Annotated in this window: 10 protein-coding genes; 5 read left to right on the forward strand and 5 right to left on the reverse strand. The window is 70.9% G+C overall.

Features of this window, described 5'->3' with window-relative positions; translation table 11 throughout:
• Positions 1 to 138 precede the first annotated feature (138 nt).
• Positions 139 to 3,855 (forward strand): ABC transporter ATP-binding protein, encoded by a 3,717-nt coding sequence (locus FNH08_RS21790; protein ID WP_322725060.1) that lies wholly within the window; start codon positions 139 to 141, stop codon positions 3,853 to 3,855.
• Positions 3,856 to 4,053: 198 nt separating this feature from the next.
• Here FNH08_RS21790 and FNH08_RS21795 read toward each other — a convergent pair whose 3' ends face one another.
• Positions 4,054 to 4,650 (reverse strand): helix-turn-helix domain-containing protein, encoded by a 597-nt coding sequence (locus FNH08_RS21795; protein ID WP_152773176.1) that lies wholly within the window; start codon positions 4,648 to 4,650, stop codon positions 4,054 to 4,056.
• A 116-nt stretch (positions 4,651 to 4,766) separates the two neighbouring features.
• On the opposite strand from FNH08_RS21795, the gene FNH08_RS21800 reads away from it, so the two are divergent.
• From FNH08_RS21800 to FNH08_RS21815, 4 genes are all read left to right on the forward strand, one after another.
• Positions 4,767 to 5,402 carry a class I SAM-dependent methyltransferase gene (locus tag FNH08_RS21800; RefSeq protein WP_322725062.1) on the forward strand — a complete coding sequence of 212 codons (636 nt, stop codon included), beginning with the start codon at positions 4,767 to 4,769 and terminating at the stop codon, positions 5,400 to 5,402.
• A 72-nt stretch (positions 5,403 to 5,474) separates the two neighbouring features.
• Positions 5,475 to 7,067, forward strand: a complete 1,593-nt coding sequence (locus FNH08_RS21805; RefSeq protein ID WP_152773178.1) for an MFS transporter — start codon at positions 5,475 to 5,477, stop codon at positions 7,065 to 7,067.
• Between the two features lie 456 nt (positions 7,068 to 7,523).
• The gene (locus FNH08_RS21810) at positions 7,524 to 7,928 is read left to right on the forward strand and encodes a hypothetical protein (protein ID WP_152773179.1); all 405 of its coding nucleotides are present in this window, start codon (positions 7,524 to 7,526) and stop codon (positions 7,926 to 7,928) included.
• A 149-nt stretch (positions 7,929 to 8,077) separates the two neighbouring features.
• Positions 8,078 to 9,514, forward strand: a complete 1,437-nt coding sequence (locus FNH08_RS21815; RefSeq protein WP_152773180.1) for a S28 family serine protease — start codon at positions 8,078 to 8,080, stop codon at positions 9,512 to 9,514.
• A 57-nt stretch (positions 9,515 to 9,571) separates the two neighbouring features.
• Here FNH08_RS21815 and FNH08_RS21820 read toward each other — a convergent pair whose 3' ends face one another.
• From FNH08_RS21820 to FNH08_RS50835, 4 genes are all read right to left on the reverse strand, one after another.
• Positions 9,572 to 11,917 (reverse strand): protein kinase domain-containing protein, encoded by a 2,346-nt coding sequence (locus tag FNH08_RS21820; protein WP_152773181.1) that lies wholly within the window; start codon positions 11,915 to 11,917, stop codon positions 9,572 to 9,574.
• Between the two features lie 87 nt (positions 11,918 to 12,004).
• Complete coding sequence (locus FNH08_RS21825; protein WP_228034270.1) at positions 12,005 to 12,667, reverse strand: hypothetical protein; 663 nt, start codon at positions 12,665 to 12,667, stop codon at positions 12,005 to 12,007.
• A 119-nt stretch (positions 12,668 to 12,786) separates the two neighbouring features.
• Positions 12,787 to 14,643, reverse strand: coding sequence for a glycoside hydrolase family 3 protein (locus FNH08_RS21830; protein WP_152773182.1), 1,857 nt, complete (start codon positions 14,641 to 14,643; stop codon positions 12,787 to 12,789).
• Between the two features lie 351 nt (positions 14,644 to 14,994).
• Positions 14,995 to 18,393, reverse strand: a complete 3,399-nt coding sequence (locus FNH08_RS50835) for an AAA family ATPase (RefSeq protein ID WP_228034271.1) — start codon at positions 18,391 to 18,393, stop codon at positions 14,995 to 14,997.
• Positions 18,394 to 18,522 lie beyond the last annotated feature (129 nt).

An 18,522-nucleotide genomic window follows, 5' to 3' on the forward strand; every position in this document is an offset into this window, starting at 1 on the left:
GGGTAGGGGCGGCGGGGGCGAGCAAAAGCACGCGACGAGAACCCGCGTACCGCCCCGGCAATTGTTGCGGCGGGATGAAATCCGCCCCCACCCGCGTTGGTGCCTTCCGGTACATCAGGACAGACGGGAGGCACCGGCGTGACAGCGGAGCAGGGGGACAAACAGGGCTGGGCGCGAAGGCTCGCAGGGTACGCCTGGCGGTACCCCAAGGACGTCGTCCTCGCCCTCGGCTCCTCCCTGGCCGGTATGGCCCTCATGGCCCTCGTCCCCCTGATCACCAAGGTGATCATCGATGACGTGATCGGGGACAAGACCCGCGACATGGCCCCCTGGGCCGGCGCCCTCATCGGCGCCGCCGTCCTCGTCTACATACTCACGTACATCCGCCGCTACTACGGCGGCCGCCTCGCCCTCGACGTCCAGCACGACCTCCGCACCGAGATGTACGGGACGATCACCCGCCTCGACGGACGCCGTCAGGACGAACTGTCCACCGGGCAGGTCGTCGGGCGGGCCACCAGCGACCTCCAGCTGATCCAGGGCCTGCTCTTCATGTTGCCGATGACCATCGGCAACTTCATGCTCTTCCTGATCTCCCTCGTGATCATGGCGTGGCTGTCGCTGCCCCTCACCCTCGTCGCGCTCGCCGTCGCCCCCGCCCTGTGGTGGATCGCGGGGCACAGCCGTACCCGCCTGCACCCGTCCACCTGGTACGCGCAGGCCCAGGCCGCCGCCGTCGCGGGCGTCGTCGACGGCGCCGTCAGCGGCGTACGCGTGGTCAAGGGCTTCGGGCAGGAGGAGCAGGAGACCGGCAAACTGAGGGAGGTCGGGCGCAAGCTGTTCGCCGGGCGGTTGCGCACCATCCGGTTCAACTCCAAATACACCCCCGCGCTCCAGGCCGTGCCCGCCCTCGGCCAGGTCGCCATGCTGGCCCTCGGCGGCTGGCTCGCGGTGCGCGGGCACATCACGCTCGGTACGTTCGTGGCGTTCTCCACCTACCTCGCGCAGCTCGTCGGCCCCGTCCGCATGCTCGCCATGGTGCTGACCGTCGGCCAGCAGGCGCGGGCGGGCACCGAGCGCGTGCTGGAGCTGATCGACACCGAGCCGTCACTCACCGGCGGCACCAAGGAACTCCCCGCCGACGCGCCCGCGACCGTCGAGTTCGACGACGTCTCCTTCGGCTACGACGACGATCGCCCCGTCCTCAAGGGCCTCAGTTTCGAGATCCGCCCCGGCGAGACCCTCGCCGTCGTCGGCTCCTCCGGCTCCGGCAAGTCCACGGTCTCGCTGCTCCTGCCGCGTTTCTACGACGTCACGCACGGCGCCGTCCTCGTCGGCGGCCACGATGTGCGCGAGCTGACCCTCGACTCGCTCCGCGCCGCCATCGGGCTCGTCCCGGAGGACTCCTTCCTCTTCTCGGACACCGTCCGCGACAACATCGCCTACGGCCGACCCGACGCCACCCAGGAGCAGATCGAGACCGCCGCCCGCGCCGCCCAGGCGCACGGCTTCATCTCCGATCTGCCCGAGGGGTACGACACCAAGGTCGGCGAGCACGGCCTGACCCTCTCCGGCGGCCAGCGCCAGCGCGTCGCGCTCGCCCGCGCGATCCTCACCGACCCGCGCCTCCTCGTCCTCGACGACGCGACCTCCGCGGTGGACGCCCGCGTCGAGCACGAGATCCACGAGGCGCTGGGGCAGGTCATGGAGGGGCGGACCACCCTCCTCATCGCCCACCGCCGCTCCACCCTGGGCCTCGCCGACCGCATCGCCGTCCTCGACCACGGCCGCCTCGCCGACCTCGGCACCCATGAGGAGCTCCAGAAGCGGTCCGCCCTCTACCGGCGGCTGCTCACCGACCCGGACGAGCTGGGCGGGGTCTCACCCGGTCACGTCAGGCCGGCCGCCCCTCAGGAGGACAGCTCCCTCCGGGACGAGCTGGACGCGGAGTTCGACGCCGAGCGGGGCATCACCCCCAGGCTGTGGACCGGCGACCGGCAGCCCAGGGACCTCGCTCTCGACGGCACCCCCGCGACCCCTGAACTCCTCGCCCAGGTCGACGCGCTGCCCCCGGCCACCGACACCCCGGGCGTCGACGAGGCGCGGGCGGTCACGCCGGAGGAGTCGTACGGCCTGAGGCGGCTGCTGCGGGGCTTCGGCGCCCCTCTGCTCCTCAGCCTCGCCCTCGTCGCCGTCGACGCCGGCATGGGGCTCCTCCTGCCGGTCCTGGTCCGCAACGGCATCGACGACGGCGTCTCCCAGCTGGCCCTCGGCGGGGTGTGGGCCGCGTCCGTGCTCGCGCTGGTGGCCGTACTGGCCCAGTGGGCGGCACAGATCGGCGAGATGAGGATGACCGGGCGGACCGGTGAGCGCGTCCTGTACTCGCTCCGGCTGAAGATCTTCGCCCAGCTCCAGCGGCTCGGACTCGACTACTACGAGCGGGAGCTGACCGGCCGGATCATGACGAGGATGACGACCGACGTCGACGCCCTCTCCACCTTCCTCCAGACCGGCCTGGTCACCGCCTTCGTCTCCGTCGTCACCTTCTTCGGGATCATGGTCGCGCTGTTCGTGCTCGACGTGCAGCTGGCGCTGGTCGTCTTCGCGACGCTGCCGCCGCTGGTCATCGGCACGATCTTCTTCCGCAGGGCGAGCGTGAAGGCGTACGAGCTCGCCCGTGAGCGGGTGTCGGTGGTCAACGCGGACCTTCAGGAGTCGGTGTCCGGACTGCGGATTTTGCAGGCGTTCCGGCGTGAGCGGGACGGCCGGGAGCAGTTCGCGGCGGGCAGCGACAGCTACCGCCAGGCTCGCATCCGCGGCCAGTGGCTGATCTCCGTGTACTTCCCGTTCGTGCAGTTGCTGTCGTCCGTGGCGGCGGCGGCCGTGCTGGTCGTGGGCTCGCACCGGGTGGACGCGGCGACGCTGACGACGGGCGCGCTGGTCGCGTACCTGCTCTACATCGACCTGTTCTTCGCGCCCGTGCAGCAGCTCTCCCAGGTCTTCGACGGCTACCAGCAGGCCACGGTGTCGCTGGGCCGCATCCAGGAGCTGCTCCGGGAACCCACGTCGACGAGGGCGGCGGCCGAGCCGCTGGAGGTGCTGTCCCTGCGCGGGGAGATCGCCTTCGAGGACGTGCACTTCGCGTACGGCGACGGCGAGGAAGCGCTCGGCGGCGTCGCGCTGTCGATCCCGGCCGGGCAGACGGTCGCCTTCGTCGGTGAGACGGGCGCGGGCAAGTCGACCCTGGTGAAGCTGGTCGCGCGTTTCTACGACCCCACGGGCGGGCGCGTGCTCGTGGACGGTACCGACCTCCGGCACGTGGACATCACGTCGTACCGGCACCGGCTTGGCGTCGTCCCGCAGGAGGCGTACCTCTTCCAGGGCACCGTCCGTGATGCCATCGCCTACGGTCGCCCCGACGCCACCGACGCCGAGGTGGAGGCCGCGGCCCGGGCGGTCGGCGCGCACGACATGATCGCCACGCTGGACGGGGGCTACCTCCACGAGGTCGCCGAACGCGGCCGCAACCTCTCCGCGGGCCAGCGCCAGCTGATCGCGCTGGCCCGCGCCGAGCTCGTCGACCCTGACGTCCTGCTCCTCGACGAGGCGACGGCCGCTCTCGACCTGGCCACCGAGGCCCAGGTCAACCAGGCGACCGACCGCCTCGCGGGCCGCCGTACGACCCTGGTCGTCGCCCATCGCCTGACCACGGCGGCCCGTGCCGACCGGGTGGTGGTCATGGACCACGGCATGGTCATCGAGGACGGCACCCACGACGAGCTGCTGCGGCTCGGTGGCCGGTACGCGGAGCTGTGGCGGACGTTCGTGGGGGAGGCTGAGGTCACTGCCGCGTGACCTCAGGGTCCGGGCGCCGGACCGGAGTCCGGCCAGTCGGCCGAAGCTTGGAGGCCCGCCAGGGCCGAGCTTCTCTGCACCAAGCCGGAGGCCCCGATCGCTGCCGGTGGTGCGCTGTGAGCACCGGAACGGCTATCGAGTGGACCCCGTGTGTGAGGAAGGGGGAGCAGCGGTCCCGGAGATGAGGTCTGAGCTTTCTTACTCGGCCAGGTCTTGTCTCGGTGCTGCACGGACGTGCGCGCGTTCGCCCTGTTTCCCGATGAGACTCAGGAATTCGACGGGGCCGGCGCTGGTGGCGCCGAACCAGTGCGGGGTGCGTGTGTCGAACTCAGCGGCCTCCCCGGGCTTGAGGATGAGGTCGTGTCCCCCGAGCACAAGGCGGAGCGTTCCGTTGAGGACATAGACCCAGTCGTAGCCCTCGTGGGTGCGCAGGTCGGGTTCGGCATCGTCGTTTCCGGTCGGGAGGACGAACTTGTAGGCCTGGATTCCCCCGGGCCTACGGGTCAGCGGCAGGATGACCGAGCCGTCGCCGCAGGGGATGGGACGCAGATTGATGCGGGGGTCGCCCGTCGGCGGCGCGTCGACGAGCTGGTCGAGTGTGACCCCGTAGGCGCGAGCAAGCGGAAGCAACTGCTCGAGCGTGGGACGCCGCAGGCCCGCCTCGAGCCGGGACAAGGTGCTGGTGGAGATGCCGGTCTCCGCCGCGAGGTCGGCGAGGGTGACGTCCCGATGCAGCCGAAGGCGTTTCAACCTCGGTCCGACGGCGTCCAGAGTGCGGTCAATGGCTTCATCCATCCCGCCATTTTGCCATTCGGCAACAGTGTTTGCGCATCCGCATGTCTCTCGGCACCGTGAAGAACGAACCGAGGAACGCACCCGCAGAGGGGTGTCGCGAACGAGGAGGGCGATTTGTGACGCACGGATTCGACAAGGACTTCTGGGAGCGGCACTGGCAACAGGGGCGAGCCGGCGGCCCCGGATCCATGGGCGGCAACCCGCCGAACCCGTACCTCGCTCGTGAGACCAGCGGCCTGACACCGGGCACGGCGCTGGATGCGGGGTGTGGCGGCGGTGCCGAGGCGATCTGGCTCGCCTCCCACGGCTGGCACGTCACCGCGGCCGACATCTCGTCCGAGGCCCTTGCCCGCGCTGCCGAGCGGGCGGCGACGACCGGGGCCCCCGAACGCTTGCAGTGGGTTGAGGCAGATCTGGGCGTCTGGAACCCAGGCGTGCAGTTCGACCTGGTCATGACCCACTACGCCCACCCGGCGATGCCCCAGCTGGACTTCTACGACCGCATCGCCGGATGGGTGGCCCCCAGTGGCACGCTCCTCATCGTGGGGCACCTGCACACCTCGGGCTCTACCGGCCACGGGCACCACCCTCCTGCCGAAGCGTCGGCCACCTCCGCGGCCATCACCGCGCGCCTGAACGGCACGGAGTGGGAGATCGTCACGGCCGAAGAGCACCTCCGCACGCTCACCGGCCACGGGGGCCGAGCGGTCCCCCTCCACGACGTCGTCGTGCGCGCCACCCGACGCCGGTAATCACACGCGTCCCACAGCGCCGGGGCCCGCTGCTCCGGCGCCGATTCCCCCTGCCTTCTTGAAAGGAATCCGATGAGTACGAACCCGCCCTCGGACGCGCAGGCTACCGACCCGACCATCCAAGACCCGCGACAACGACGGGCCATCCTGGTCGGGGTCTGCATCGCGCTCATGGCTGTCATCGCTTCGGTGTCCGGACTGAACGTCGCCCAGCCGGAGCTCGCCGTCGCTTTCGACGCCTCGCAAGCCGAGGTCTTGTGGTTCATCAACGTCTACACCATCAGTCTGGCCGCTTTGCTCCTGCCGCTCGGCGCGATGGGTGACCGGTGGGGCCGCAGGCCGGTGCTGCTCGCGGGCCTGCTCGTCTTCGGAACAGCGAGTGCGGCTGCCGGCCTTGCCACGTCGTCCGAGATCATGCTCGCCGCGCGTTTTCTGAGCGGCGTGGGCGCAGCGATGATCATGCCGGTCACCTTGGCCGTCATCACCTCGACCTTCCCGGACGAGGAGCGCTCCAAGGCGATCGGCGTGTGGACCGGCGTCGCCGGCGGTGGAGGCATCTTGGGGATGTACCTGTCGGCCGTCCTGGTCGACCTGGCGAGCTGGCGGTGGCTCTTCGTCCTGCCGGTCGTGCTCGTCGTCGTCGCCATCGTCATGGCGCTGCGATCCATCCCGGATTCGCGCGAGGCGTCAGGGCATGGGTTCGACGCCGTCGGTTCGCTGTCGTCCGTGGTCGCGGCGGTCGGGCTCGTCTTCTTTCTCCACGAGGGCCCCCAACGAGGCTGGACCGCGCCCGCGACGCTACTGAGCCTTCTCATCGGCGTCATCGCCGCTGTCGGATTCGTGGCGTGGGAGCTGCGCCGACAGGCTCCACTCCTCGACGTCCGCCTGTTCCGCGAGCGAGGTCTCGCGAGCGGTTCCGTGTCGCTCTTGACGGTCTTCGGCGTGCAGGCAGGGATCTTCGTGGTCCTCTTCCCGTACTTCCAGGCGGTGCTCGGCTGGTCCGGTCTTCGCTCCACCCTGGCGCTCATGCCGATGGCGCTGCTGATGATGTTCGCCTCCGGCCTCGCCCCGCAGGCAGCCGCGCGCATCGGCAGCCGCTCGACGATGGCCTCAGGGATCTTCCTGGGCGGCGCGGGGCTGGTCCTCATGGCCACCTTCGTCTCCGTCGACGGCGGGTACCTCTCGATCCTCCCCGGCATGCTCGCCATGGGACTCGGTATGGGTTTGACGATGACGCCGTCCACCGAGGCCATCACCACCGCCTTGCCGCGTGAGCGTCAAGGTGTCGCGTCCGCGCTCAACGACGTCACCCGGGAGTTCGGTACCGCGCTCGGTGTCGCGCTGCTCGGAGCGGTCCTGACCGCCGGCTACCGCGGCGCCATCGACTCCCGGCTCGACGGAGTGCCGGGCGACGCCGCCGACACCGCCCGCGAGGGCGTCGCCAACGCCCTCGCGGCCGCCGACGGGGCCGGCCCCCAGGCGCAGGCGCTGACCCGGGCCGCCCAGGAGTCCTTCGTCGACGGCTGGCAGCAGGCCATGTGGGCAGGAGCAGTGGTCATGGCGGTCCTGTTCGTCTACGTGCTCGCGCGAGGCCCGCAGCAACGGACCCAGGGCTCCGGTGGCAACAGCCCTGACTCCAGCGATGTAGTCGCCGACCTGCGCTGACTCACTGAGAGGAGTGAACAAGTGCCCATCGCAGCGGCCCCGTGGGCCTGGGCGCGCTTGCTGCGCAGGATCCTCAGCGTCAGGGCGAGGCCTTCGGCCTCACGGCGCCGGCCTTCGTCGATCGCGCGTTGGCGGCGGGCTGAGGTCACTGCCGCGTGACCTCAGGGTCCGGGCGCCGGACGGAGTCCGGCCAGTCGGCCGAAGCTTGGAGGCCCGCCAGGGCCGAGCAACGCGAGGGCGACAGAGAAAGGTTCTGCCCACGGCATGGTCGTCGAGGACGGCACCCACGACGAGCTGCTCCGCCTGGGTGGCCGGTAAGCGGAGCTGTGGCGGACGTTCGTGAGGAGCCGGTCAGCGCGCCGAGCTGAGCCCCCTTCGGCGGTGGACGTGCAACCGTCCGACATACGTCGTGCGTCCGTACATCAGTACGTCTTCTGCCCGGGGAGGGATGAGCTGATGCGTGGTGGAGCGACGGGGACGCGCAGGGCGGTACGGCGGCCGCTGGCGCTCGCACTGGCTCTGCTGACCGCGGCCGGGCTGCTCGTCGTGGCCGGGCCGGGCAGCGCGGAGGCGGCCTCCTGCGGGGCACGCAAGGTCCGTACGCTGACCTTTTCCACCGGCTACGTGTACGTCTACAAACGCGGGGGACACGTCTGCGCCGTGACCGTCGCCAAGAGCCATGACGGCCGTCTCAAGTGGATGTCCGCCAGTGTGCAGGCGCGGGGGAACCGCCCGATGATGCGCAAGGGGGAGCGCAGGTACCGCATCGCCACGGACGCCGTGCACGCCGGCCGGCGATGCGTCCGCGTGAAGGGCGCGGTCGGCGGCGGCAGCGTGAACTCGGGCTGGATCCTCTGCTGAGCCCGAACTCCTGACGCCGAACTCCTGTCCCCGCACAGGGTTTTCCCTAATCTCCGCTGGTGCGTGGCCAGTTGACCCTTCCTCCCCTGGTGCGGTCGGTACTCGCTCCACTAGGTTCCGGCGCACAGATGAGTCACAGGGGAGATTCCATGCGCAAGGCGCTCAGATGGCTGCTGGCGCTCGTGGTGCTCATAGGCACCCTGAGCACGGCCGGAGCGGCCACCGCCGCTCAGCCGCAGACCACCGACACCGACATCAAGGACCAGCTCCTCGCGATCCCGGGCATGAGCCTGATCGAGGAGAAGCCCTACACCGGCTACCGCTTCTTCGTCCTCAACTACACCCAGCCGATCGACCACCGGCACCCCTCCAAGGGCACGTTCCAGCAGCGGATCACGGTGCTGCACAAGGACACCAGCCGCCCGACGGTCTTCTACACCGGCGGCTACAACGTCTCCACGAACCCCGGCCGCCGCGAGCCCACCCAGATCGTGGACGGCAACCAGGTCTCCATGGAGTACCGCTTCTTCACCCCGTCCCGCCCCGCCCCGGCCGACTGGTCCAAGCTCGACATCTGGCAGGCGGCCAGCGACCAGCACCGTATCTTCAAGGCGCTGAAGAAGATCTACGACAAGAAGTGGATCTCCACCGGCGGTTCCAAGGGTGGCATGACCGCCACCTACTACGAGCGCTTCTACCCGCGTGACATGGACGGCGTTGTCGCCTACGTCGCCCCCAACGACGTGGTGAACAAGGAGGACTCGGCCTACGACCGGTTCTTCGCGAACGTCGGCACCAAGGAGTGCCGCGACCGGCTGAACGCGGTGCAGCGCGAGGCGCTCGTACGCCGTGAGCCGCTGGAGAAGAAGTACGCCGAGTACGCCGCCGCCGAGGGCCTCACCTTCAACACGATCGGCAGCCTGGACAAGGCGTACGAGGCCGTCGTCCTCGACTACGTGTGGGGCTTCTGGCAGTACAGCCTGCTCGCGGACTGCGACAGCGACACCATCCCCAAGGACGCCAAGGCCGCCACGGACGACGAGATCTGGACATCCATCGACACGATCTCCGGCTTCTCCGCCTACGCCGACCAGGGCCTGCAGACGTACACGCCGTACTACTACCAGGCGGGCACCCAACTGGGCGCCCCGACCATCGAGTTCCCGCACATCGAGAAGAAGTACATCCGCTACGGCTACCAGCCGCCGCGCGACTTCGTGCCGCGCGACATCCCGATGAAGTTCCAGCCGTTCGCGATGCGCGACGTGGACACCTGGGTCCGCCACAACGCGAACCGCATGCTCTTCGTGTACGGCCAGAACGACCCGTGGGGCGCCGAGCCGTTCCACCTGGGCAAGGGCGCGCGTGACAGCTACGTCTTCACCGCTCCCGGCCTCAACCACGGTGCCAACGTGGCCGGTCTGGTGGCCGACGAGAAGGCCCTCGCCACGGCCCGCATCCTGGAGTGGGCGGGCGTGGCCTCCGCCGCGGTCCAGGCCGACCCGGACACGGCGAAGCCGCTCGCCAAGTACGACGCCAAGCTCGACAAGCGCGACATCGAGCGTGAGATGACGCTCAGGCCGTAACTCACCTACCTCCTAGGCGAGTTGAGCCCCGGTACTGCCATCGCGCGGTACCGGGGTTCACTTCTGCCCGGTGTCCCCGGTGTCCTCCGTGTCCAGGCTCACCCAGCCCGCCTTCGACGACGGGGCGAACATGATGCCGCCCGCCACCATCGGCTCGGTGTCCAGGCCCAGCTCCATCCCGCTGGCGTCCTCGATGTCCGGCACGCTGTGCTGGAAGACGAGCTTGCCCGTGCCCGCCGCGTAGACGGCGACGCCCCGGAGGTTGGCGACGTAGACGCGGTCGCCGGCCTGGACGGGAGGCGCGTCGGCCGGGCCCCTGCCGGGCAGGGCCCTGCGCCACAGCTCCCGCTGCTCGACCGGGTCGACGGCGACCAGCTCGCCGCCCGTGTCGGTGGGCGCCACGACCAGCACCCGTCCCGGGGTGACCGACAACTCGGGCGCCCCGATCTGACCGTTGCCGAGCGTCCCGTCGACCGGGGTGCGCACACCCTTGGCGCCCTCCGCGAGCTCCTGGCGCAGGATGCCGCTCTTCGAGCCCGTCTCGTCCATCACGGTGCAGTACAGCTGTGTCGTGCCGTCCTCGTCGAGCAGCGCCTCGCTGCCGGCGTCGCACGACGCGGACAGCTCGAACGCGGCCACGCGCGCGCCGCTGCCGGTGTCGACGACCGTGACGAAGTCCTCGCCGAGGCTCTCGGCGGAGACACCGGTGAACACGTAGAGCCGGTCGCCCACGACCCGCAGCGCGGGCGGCTGCCCGGTCCCGCCCTCGACGGACACGCGGGCCGCCACCGTCCAGCGCTTCTTGCCCGAGCGTGCGTCGACGGCGTGCACCAGCCCGTCGTGGTCCACCGCGTACACCCGCTGACCGTCGCCGATGAGCCGCTGGGTCAGGATCGGTGTCGTATAGCGCCACTTCACCTTGCCGTCGGCGAGGGAGAGACCCATGATCCGGTCGCCGACGTTGACGATGGCCGTGTCGCCCACGACGACCGGGGTGTTCTTGCCGTACGACGACGCCTTGTCGGTCCGCCACAGCTCCTTGCCGGTCGCGGCGTCGATCCGGACCGTCCGGTCGCCGACGCACACCAGGGACGACCGGGCGTACACACAGTCGCTGTTCTGCAGGTTGTACTGCCACTGCTGCCAGCCCTTCGGCCGGCGCTCCGGGCTGTCGTGGTACGTGAACGTGAAGCCGCCCGACCCCGACTGGGTGCTCAGATAGGTGGCGGAACCTTCCGGCTGTGTGACGATACGCGTGCTCGCGCCGGGTGTCGGTCCCGTACCGACGGAGGAGTCCGGGCCGTTGGCGCCCCCGTTCCCGTCCGCGTCGCCGTCCAGCGCGTACATCAGTCCGCCGGTCAGGGTGGCGACCGCCGCGACCGAGGCCGCCACGGAGAGGACGAGACGCCGGCGCCGCCGGGGCGGGGGAGTGGGCGCGGAGCCCGCGCCGGCGCCCGCGGTGGTCGGATCCGCCGGAGGGCGGGGCGCGGACGCGCGGAGCACCACGGTGTCCGGCGAGTCGAGGACGTCCGGGTAGGACGTGCTCTGCAGCAGGGCGATCAGCTCGTCCGCGTCCGGGCGCTCGGCCGGCTCCTTGGCCAGACAGCGCTCGACCACCGGCAGCAGCCAGTCGGGCACCCCGTCGAGGTCGGGCGGCTCGTGGACGAGCTGGTAAGCCACCGCGTACACGTCCGTGGCGTCGAACGGCACATGGCCGCTCGCCGCGTACGTCAGCACCGAGCCCAGCGAGAAGACGTCGCTCGGCGGACCGACGTCCTTCTGGGCGCGGATCTGCTCCGGCGACATGAATGGCGGGGTGCCCACCGTGATCCCGGTGCCCGTGGGCATGTCGGCGTCGGCGGCGCGCACGATGCCGAAGTCGATGACGCGGGGGCCGTCGTCGGCGAGCAGGACGTTGGCCGGCTTGAGGTCGCGGTGCACTATCCCGGCGCGGTGGATGTCACGCAGCGCCTCGGCGAGGCCCGTGGCGAGGCGGTGGAGTTCCTCGGCGCGCAGCAGGGGCCCCAGCTTGATGCGCTGGTCCAGCGGCTGCCCCGGCACGTAGAGGGTGGCCATCCAGGGCGGGTCGGCGTCCGGGTCGGCGTCCACGACCGGTGCGGTGAAGGCGCCGCTGACCTGCCGGGCTGCGGTGACCTCGCGCCGGAACCGCTGCCGGAAGTCGGGCCGGTGGACGAGGTCGGTACGGATCACCTTGACGGCGACCTGGCGGCCCGAGGGCGACGTGCCGAGGTAGACGCGGCCCATGCCGCCGGAGCCGAGGACCGAGTCGAGGCGGTAGCCGGGGATCTCCGGCAGCTCGCCCGTACCCGGAGCGTCCCCTGCGTCCCGAGCGTCCTGGGCGTCCTGGGCGTCCTGGGCGTCCTGGGCCATGCGTTCCCCCATCGTCGTACGGCCGGCAAACGGATGATATCGATCCGGAGAGGCACCTCAGGAGGCCCTCATGCGCCAGGAGTCAGCCGTACGGGGCCATCAGACGGGCCGGGCGCAGCCCACCGGGTCGTCGCCGCCGAGCTGGACGAAGAGGGCCGTGGACGCGGGGCACTCGGTGCGCTTGCCGACGGCCGAGGTGACCTCGTACTCGGGCTCGTTCTTGGCCTTGCCGTCGCAGGAGGTCTCGCGGACCTCGCCCTTGCCCGTGCTGTACACGCAGTCTCCGACGATCGTGCGCGGCCCGCCCCCGCCGCCGGGGTCGCCCGGATGCGGTGGCGCGAGCTTGCGCATGCAGGCGTAGCCCTGCGGGACCGTGCCGTCGCCGTCCTCGTCGTAGGCCGGGCGGGACTCGCTGATGTGGAGGACGAAGTCCGTGGTCGAGGGACAGGCCGGTCCCTCGACCACCTTGCCGTCGCGCCGGGCCACGACCCGGGCCGCGGCCCGCTCGCTCGTGCAGGCCACCTCCGTGAAACTGGTCGTCCCGAAGGAACTGCACTCGTCGACCCCGAGGAAGACCGCCCCGAACCCCGAGGCGCGCGTCGACGAGGCGGTGGCGGCGGGGGGTTCGTCGCCTCCCGCGCCGGAGCCGGAACCCTCCGACCCCGACCACTGCTGGCACGCGCCGAGCACCGCCATCGCCACCACCACGGCCATCGCCACCGCGGCGGCCCGTGAAACGGCCCGCACCTTTCGTACGACCATGATTCAGTCCCCCCGATACACCCCCGCCGTCCAGCGTGGCCCGTCACGCACGGACCACGCCAGACAAACGGGTTGCTTTACCACCATCGGGGGTGATGTGCCCGGTGTGCGGCGTAGGCCTAGTACGTCAGCCCGTGCCCGACCGGATACAGCACCTGCGTCGGGTCGTCCGCGCGCTGCACCGGCACCGGCAGCCTCCCGCGCGGCGCGACGCGTCCCGCGACCACCCGCGCCGCGGCCCGCAGTTCGACGTCCGTCCAGGAGTACGACGCCAAGTACGCGCCCACGCCCGGGAGTTGCGCCACGTCGTACGGATTGCGGACGGCGATGGCGACGACGGGAACGCCGGTGGCGACGAGCGCGTCGACGAGTGTCCTCTGCGAGCTCGCCGCCGTCACGTTGTACGTCCCCACCACGATCGCGTCCTTGCCGTCCGCCGCCGCGACCGCCCGGTCGATGGTCGCCTGTGTGGGCGCCGTGCCGGTGGACAGCGCCGTGGCCGTGAAGCCCAGTTCGGTGAGGGCGGTGGCGAGGACGGTGGTGGGCGGTCCCGTGGTGCCCGAGGGGGAGGCCGGGTCGGCGCCGACCACGAGCACGTTCCGGTGCCTGCGGCGCGACAGCGGCAGCAGCCTCCGCTTGTCGACCAGCAGGTTGTTGACCAGCAGTGTGGTGGTGCGCTCGGCGATCCGGTCGGCGGCCGCGAGGTGGGCCCGGGCACCGACGACCCGGTCGACGCCGTCCTGGCTGACGTACGGCTTCCTGAAGAGCCCGAGCCTGGCCTTGAGCCGCAGGACGCGCAGGATCGACTCGTCGAGACGGGCCTCGGTGAGCTCGCCGCCGCGCACCGCGTTCACCACGGCGTTCCAGGCGATGTCCAGGGACGGCGGGTTGAGGAGCTGGTCGACGCCGGCCTTGAGCGCGAGCACGGGTACCCGGTCGTCGCCGTACTTGGTCCGCACCCCCTGCATGCCCAGCGAGTCGGTGACGACCACGCCGTCGTAACCGAGCTCCTCGCGCAGGATGCCGGTGAGGATCGGATGGGACAGGGTGGCCGGGTCCTCGGCCGGGTCAAGGGCCGGGACCATGATGTGCGCGGTCATGATCGAGTCGATGCCGGCCCGGATCGCGGCCCTGAACGGCGGGGCGTCGAGCTGTGTCCACTGCTCCCGGGTGTGCTTGATCTCGGGGAAGCCGTAGTGGCTGTCGGTCTCGGTGTCGCCGTGTCCGGGGAAGTGCTTGGCGGTGGCGGCCACACCGGAACGCTGGTACCCGCCGACCTGCGCGACGACCATCCGGGCCACGGCCTCCGGGTCGGCTCCGAAGGAGCGTACGCCGATGACCGGGTTGGCCGGGTTGACGTTCACGTCGGCTACGGGAGCGTAGTCCTGCCGGATACCGAGGGCGCGCAGCTCGGCACCGCCGAGCCGCCCGGCCTCGCGGGCGTCGCTCCGGGACCGGCCGGCCCCGAGCGCCATGGCGCCGGGGAACAGGGTGGCGGGCTTGCCCACCCGCGCCACGATCCCGTGCTCCTGGTCGGTGGTGATGAGCACGGGGAGCCCGCGGGGGAGGTCGAGGGAGGCGCGCTGGATCCCGTTGGAGAGGTCGGCGATCTGGTGCGGGTCGCGGGTGTTGTGCGCCCAGGAGAAGTAGATGATCCCGCCGACGCGGTACCTGGCGAGCAGCTCGGCGGCCGTGCGTACGCCGATCTCCTTGAGGTTGGCGTCGATGTCGGCCTGGTCCGGCGCGGTCGCCGAGTGGCCGTACACACGCATCACGAAGAGCTGGCCGACCTTCTCCTCCAGCGTCATACGGGAGATGAGGGCGCGCAGTTCCTTGTCGTCGACCCCGGCCTCGTGGCCTGCGGCGTCGGCGGTGGTGCCGTCCAGGGCCAGGGCGGCGGTGACTCCCGCGGTCGCGGCGAGGACGGTGCGTCTGGAGGGGGTCTTTCCGGTGCTTCCCGTGCTGGAGTCGCGCATGGCGCTCCTTCCCTCTGAAGGAAACTTCCGAGGAATCACGAATATCCAGCAAGTTTCTTCCAGTCAAGGGACCGCACCGTAACCCGGGATCCGGGTGAGGGGCCGTCACCGGCGCTGTCGGAGGGGGCGCACCGGTGACGGCGTGCTGCCGGCCGCAGGCGGCGGAGAGGGAGGTCAGCGATCGCAGCCAGCAGCGAGGGCCGACACCGCACAACGGAGACTCTCCGGCAGCTCGGCGCTTGGACGACGGGGGGTGCGGGTGGGTTCCCGGGTTCCGGGGATTGGCGGAAGTCGGTACGAGGGTGTGGAACGGGGGTGTGGAACGGGGCCGGTGACGCGGATGAGAGGGCGTCAGGGACGCGCGCGGCTCAGGTCGGGCAGGCGGAGGCAGATGGCGTCGGTTTCGGTGAGGATGCCCAGCGAGTCGTCGGCGGCGACGGCGAACCCCGCCACCGTGGAGCCCACATCGATGCGAGCCGCCACCTGATCGGTCCCCGCGTCGATGAGGCACAGTTGCTGTGCCGCGTTCTGGCGGATGAGGGCGGCGCGGTGGCCGTGAACGGACAGCAGGTGCAGTTCCGTCACGTTGGGTGCGTTCCAACGCCACAGCAGTGCACCTGAGAGCGCGCAGAACACGGAGATCACGTCGTCGGCCACCAGGCCGAGCACAGGCCGGTCGTCCCAGAGGGCCAGGTGAAATGGCGTTCCGGCAGAGCGCGGACCTGCCGAGGGAGCTTCTGTGCCATCCGGGAGCGAGTAGATCTTGAGCCCGGTGCCCTTCATCTCAGGCACCACCGCGAGCAGGCGCCCGTCATGCTCGACGTACTGTGCTTCCTCGTCGATGCCGGACGTGTGCCACTCGCCGACCAGCCGGCCGTCCAACGACCACGCCTTCAGTCTCGCGTAACCATGGGCGACGATCACTTCTTCGTCGTGCAGCCGACAGATCCGGGGCTGGAACGTGCGACGGGCGGTGTAGCCCGTGAGTCTCACGTAGCGACTTTCCTTGCTGCCGACGACAGTCACCTGGGGATCCGTTACGTCGGTGTTCGAGTACACCAGCGGTGGCAGCTCTGGATGCCCTAAGAAGCAGTCCGATGACCAGATGTTCTGGTGCCCGGGAGCAATGTCGCGCCCGGTCGTCACATCAAGAATTCCCTCACGGGAGAAGAAGGCCCAACGACCGTCGAAGCGCCCTGCGGTCAGCGCGGGTTTCGGTGGGTGGCCGCCATAGCGGCCGGGCACGTGACGGAGCCCCTCGTCCTCCCGCCGGAGTGTCCACACCCTGGGAGCCTGGTGGATGTCCCAGGACACGATGCGATAGCCCTGGGCGTCCGCGTGGGCGAACAGGAGGGACTTGGAGGAGCCGTGGATCGACGTCTTGACGCGTCGTTGGCCGTTGAGCCCCATCACCTCCACGTCCCTGTCCCGGTAACGGAGCAGAAAGGTCTCCCAAGGGGCGTCCACGAGCACTGCCCAACTCGGTGTGTGGTTGTCCGTCCGCTCCGACAGGGTCGCGTGATGATGGGTGAGCCTGCCCACCTCGCCGTCCCGCATCCACCCGGCCGTGACCACCCAGGTCCGGTCCTCCGACACCGCCACAGCCAGGATCTGGCGGCCCACGGCGCGGTACGGGCCACGGGTCGAGGCGACGTTCCATCCGGCGTCAGGATCGAGAATCCATTCATCGATCTGCGCCGGTACGTCGCCCCATTGGAAAGACGCGTCCCTGGCCAGCACCACGATCAGCTGCCCGTGACGCATGCCCAGACCGATCTTCGCTGCCGGCTTGGGAGGCGGGCCCAGACGGTACTTCGGGACGCGGGCCCAGGCGGACTCGGGCACGGTCAGCCGGGCCAGCTCACGTCCTTCCGCGGGATCCACCAGACGGATCGACCGATCAGGTTCCAGCAGTGCGACCACATGCCGGTCCCCGACCTCCGCGACGGCCCACTCGGTCGCGCGGCTGCTGATTCCGGATCCCACCGGCATGCCGGTGCGTACGTCGATGACGCGCAGGATTCTGTCAGCGGCGCCCCCCTGGCCCTCCTTGAGAACGACGGCCAGTCGGCCGGAGTCCGCGCCGGGAAGTGCGGCGAGTTCCTCGATGACGGGTTCGGCGCCCGCCCGTAGCTCACCCAGGGGCGCCCCCGTCGCGAAGTCCCACATGCGCAGCCGGGGCGGATTCTCCGCCGTGACCAGCACCGTCCGGCCGTCGAACGTGAGCAGGGCGACACCGGCCAGATGGCCGTCGTGGCTGCCGATCGTCCGGTAGTTCCTCGACGTCTCCTCCAGCGGCACGGTCCACACGGTGTCCCACGGCAGCTCCTCCGCCCGCTCCCGCACCGCCTCGTCGAGCTCACCTGCCCCCGACAGCACGGCGGACAGCCGGAGTTGGGCCATGCGCGCACGCCGGTCCGGTTCCTTCCACAGCTCCGCGCCCACCCGCTCGTAGGCGACCCGCGCCTCGACCGCCGTACCGGACCGCACCCCGGGCAACACCCGCTGCAACGCCGTCGGTTCGGCCATGACCAGGTACCCCGGGTCGCACACCAGCTCGTCGAGCAGGCCGCAGGCCGCGGCGTGCGTGGCGAGGTGGTCCAGGATGTAGGGGTCCGCTCGTGGCCAGTCCCTTAGGCCCGTTGCCGGGTCGGTCGGGACCAGGGAGAGCAGGGCCCGCGTGACGGCGCCCTGCACCGCCTCGGTCGCGCCCGCGCGCAACTCGTCGGCGAAGGACTCGTGGTACAGCCGGTACACGGAGCGTCCCTGCTCGTCCAGCGCCTCGACGATGTGCGTGCCGGCGCTCCGCATGACCCACCGGATGTCGTCGGCGGTCACCTGCCGGCCGGTGAGGGCGGAGGCGACGGCGGGCCACACGGCGGCGCCCGGCAGGCCGGAGCCCTCGGCGAGGGCCAGCGGGAGCAGGAGGGAGCGGCCGCGCTCGGTGTCCTCGCGCAGTTGGTCGCCGAGGGCCCAGCGGAAGGCGGGGCCGGCCAGGAGGGACGGGGCGGCGGCGAGCGAGGGGATCTGCCGCTCCCAGTCCAGCACGTCCGTGTCGATGGGGGCGGGGCGGCGGGCGAGGGTACGGGCCAGCAGGCGGGCGGCGAGGTAGTTGCCGCCCGCCCGCGTCGAGATCGCGCGGGCGACCAGACCGGCGGAGTGCGAGTCGGAGGAGTACGCGCCGGTGCTGCCGAGACCGTCGGGCGCCCGCAGCAGCCGGTACGCGTAGTCGGCGACGTCCGCGTCGCGGCCCCACCGGGGATCGTCCAGGTCCAGGGGGCGGAACCGGGGGCCGAGCGCCCCGACCACAGCCGGGCGGGTGCCGACGACCAGCCGTACGCTCGGGATCTCGGCGAGTGGTGCCAGGAAGGTGGCGGCGATGTGCTCCGCCTCCCCGCCGAGTCCCTCCCCGCCCGCCATGCCCGCCTCGTCCAGGGCGTCGATCACCAGGACGAGGGGCTCGAACCGCAGGGCCAGGTCGCGCAGCAGCTCCTCCTGGCCCGTGTCGCCCGGCAGCCCGGCGACGTCGGCGACGGCGGCCACCATGTCGGGGAGGAGTTTGTGGCGGGCGTGAATCGCCGCGTGGACGTGCCCCCTTGGACGACGGAGCCGCCGCAGGTCGTCGTCGACGAGATCGGAGAAGTGCAGGGCGAAGTGGCCCAGCAGCGCGGACTTGCCGACACCCGGGCTGCCGGTCACCACGATCGGGGCCTGTCCGCTGAACACCGGCGGCAGGGGGGTGCTCATCATGGCCGCGAGACTGTGCACGAGCACGTCCGGGTCGTCGTCCTCTTCGCCGTCCACCCAGGCCGCCAAGGCCGCCAACGCCTCACCCCGGCCCGTGAAGTACGACCCCTGTTCGGAGGCCCGCTCCAGCCC

Source organism: Streptomyces spongiae, from assembly GCF_009377185.1.
GTDB lineage: Bacteria > Actinomycetota > Actinomycetes > Streptomycetales > Streptomycetaceae > Streptomyces > Streptomyces spongiae.

Coding starts and splice junctions, on each gene's coding strand:
- FNH08_RS21795 (WP_152773176.1), bottom strand. CDS start 4,650: ATGGATGAAGCCATTGACCGCACTCTGGACGCCGTCGGACCGAGGTTG.
- FNH08_RS21805 (WP_152773178.1), top strand. CDS start 5,475: ATGAGTACGAACCCGCCCTCGGACGCGCAGGCTACCGACCCGACCATC.
- FNH08_RS21810 (WP_152773179.1), top strand. CDS start 7,524: ATGCGTGGTGGAGCGACGGGGACGCGCAGGGCGGTACGGCGGCCGCTG.
- FNH08_RS21815 (WP_152773180.1), top strand. CDS start 8,078: ATGCGCAAGGCGCTCAGATGGCTGCTGGCGCTCGTGGTGCTCATAGGC.
- FNH08_RS21820 (WP_152773181.1), bottom strand. CDS start 11,917: ATGGGGGAACGCATGGCCCAGGACGCCCAGGACGCCCAGGACGCCCAG.
- FNH08_RS21825 (WP_228034270.1), bottom strand. CDS start 12,667: ATGGTCGTACGAAAGGTGCGGGCCGTTTCACGGGCCGCCGCGGTGGCG.
- FNH08_RS21830 (WP_152773182.1), bottom strand. CDS start 14,643: ATGCGCGACTCCAGCACGGGAAGCACCGGAAAGACCCCCTCCAGACGC.
- FNH08_RS50835 (WP_228034271.1), bottom strand. CDS start 18,393: ATGATGAGCACCCCCCTGCCGCCGGTGTTCAGCGGACAGGCCCCGATC.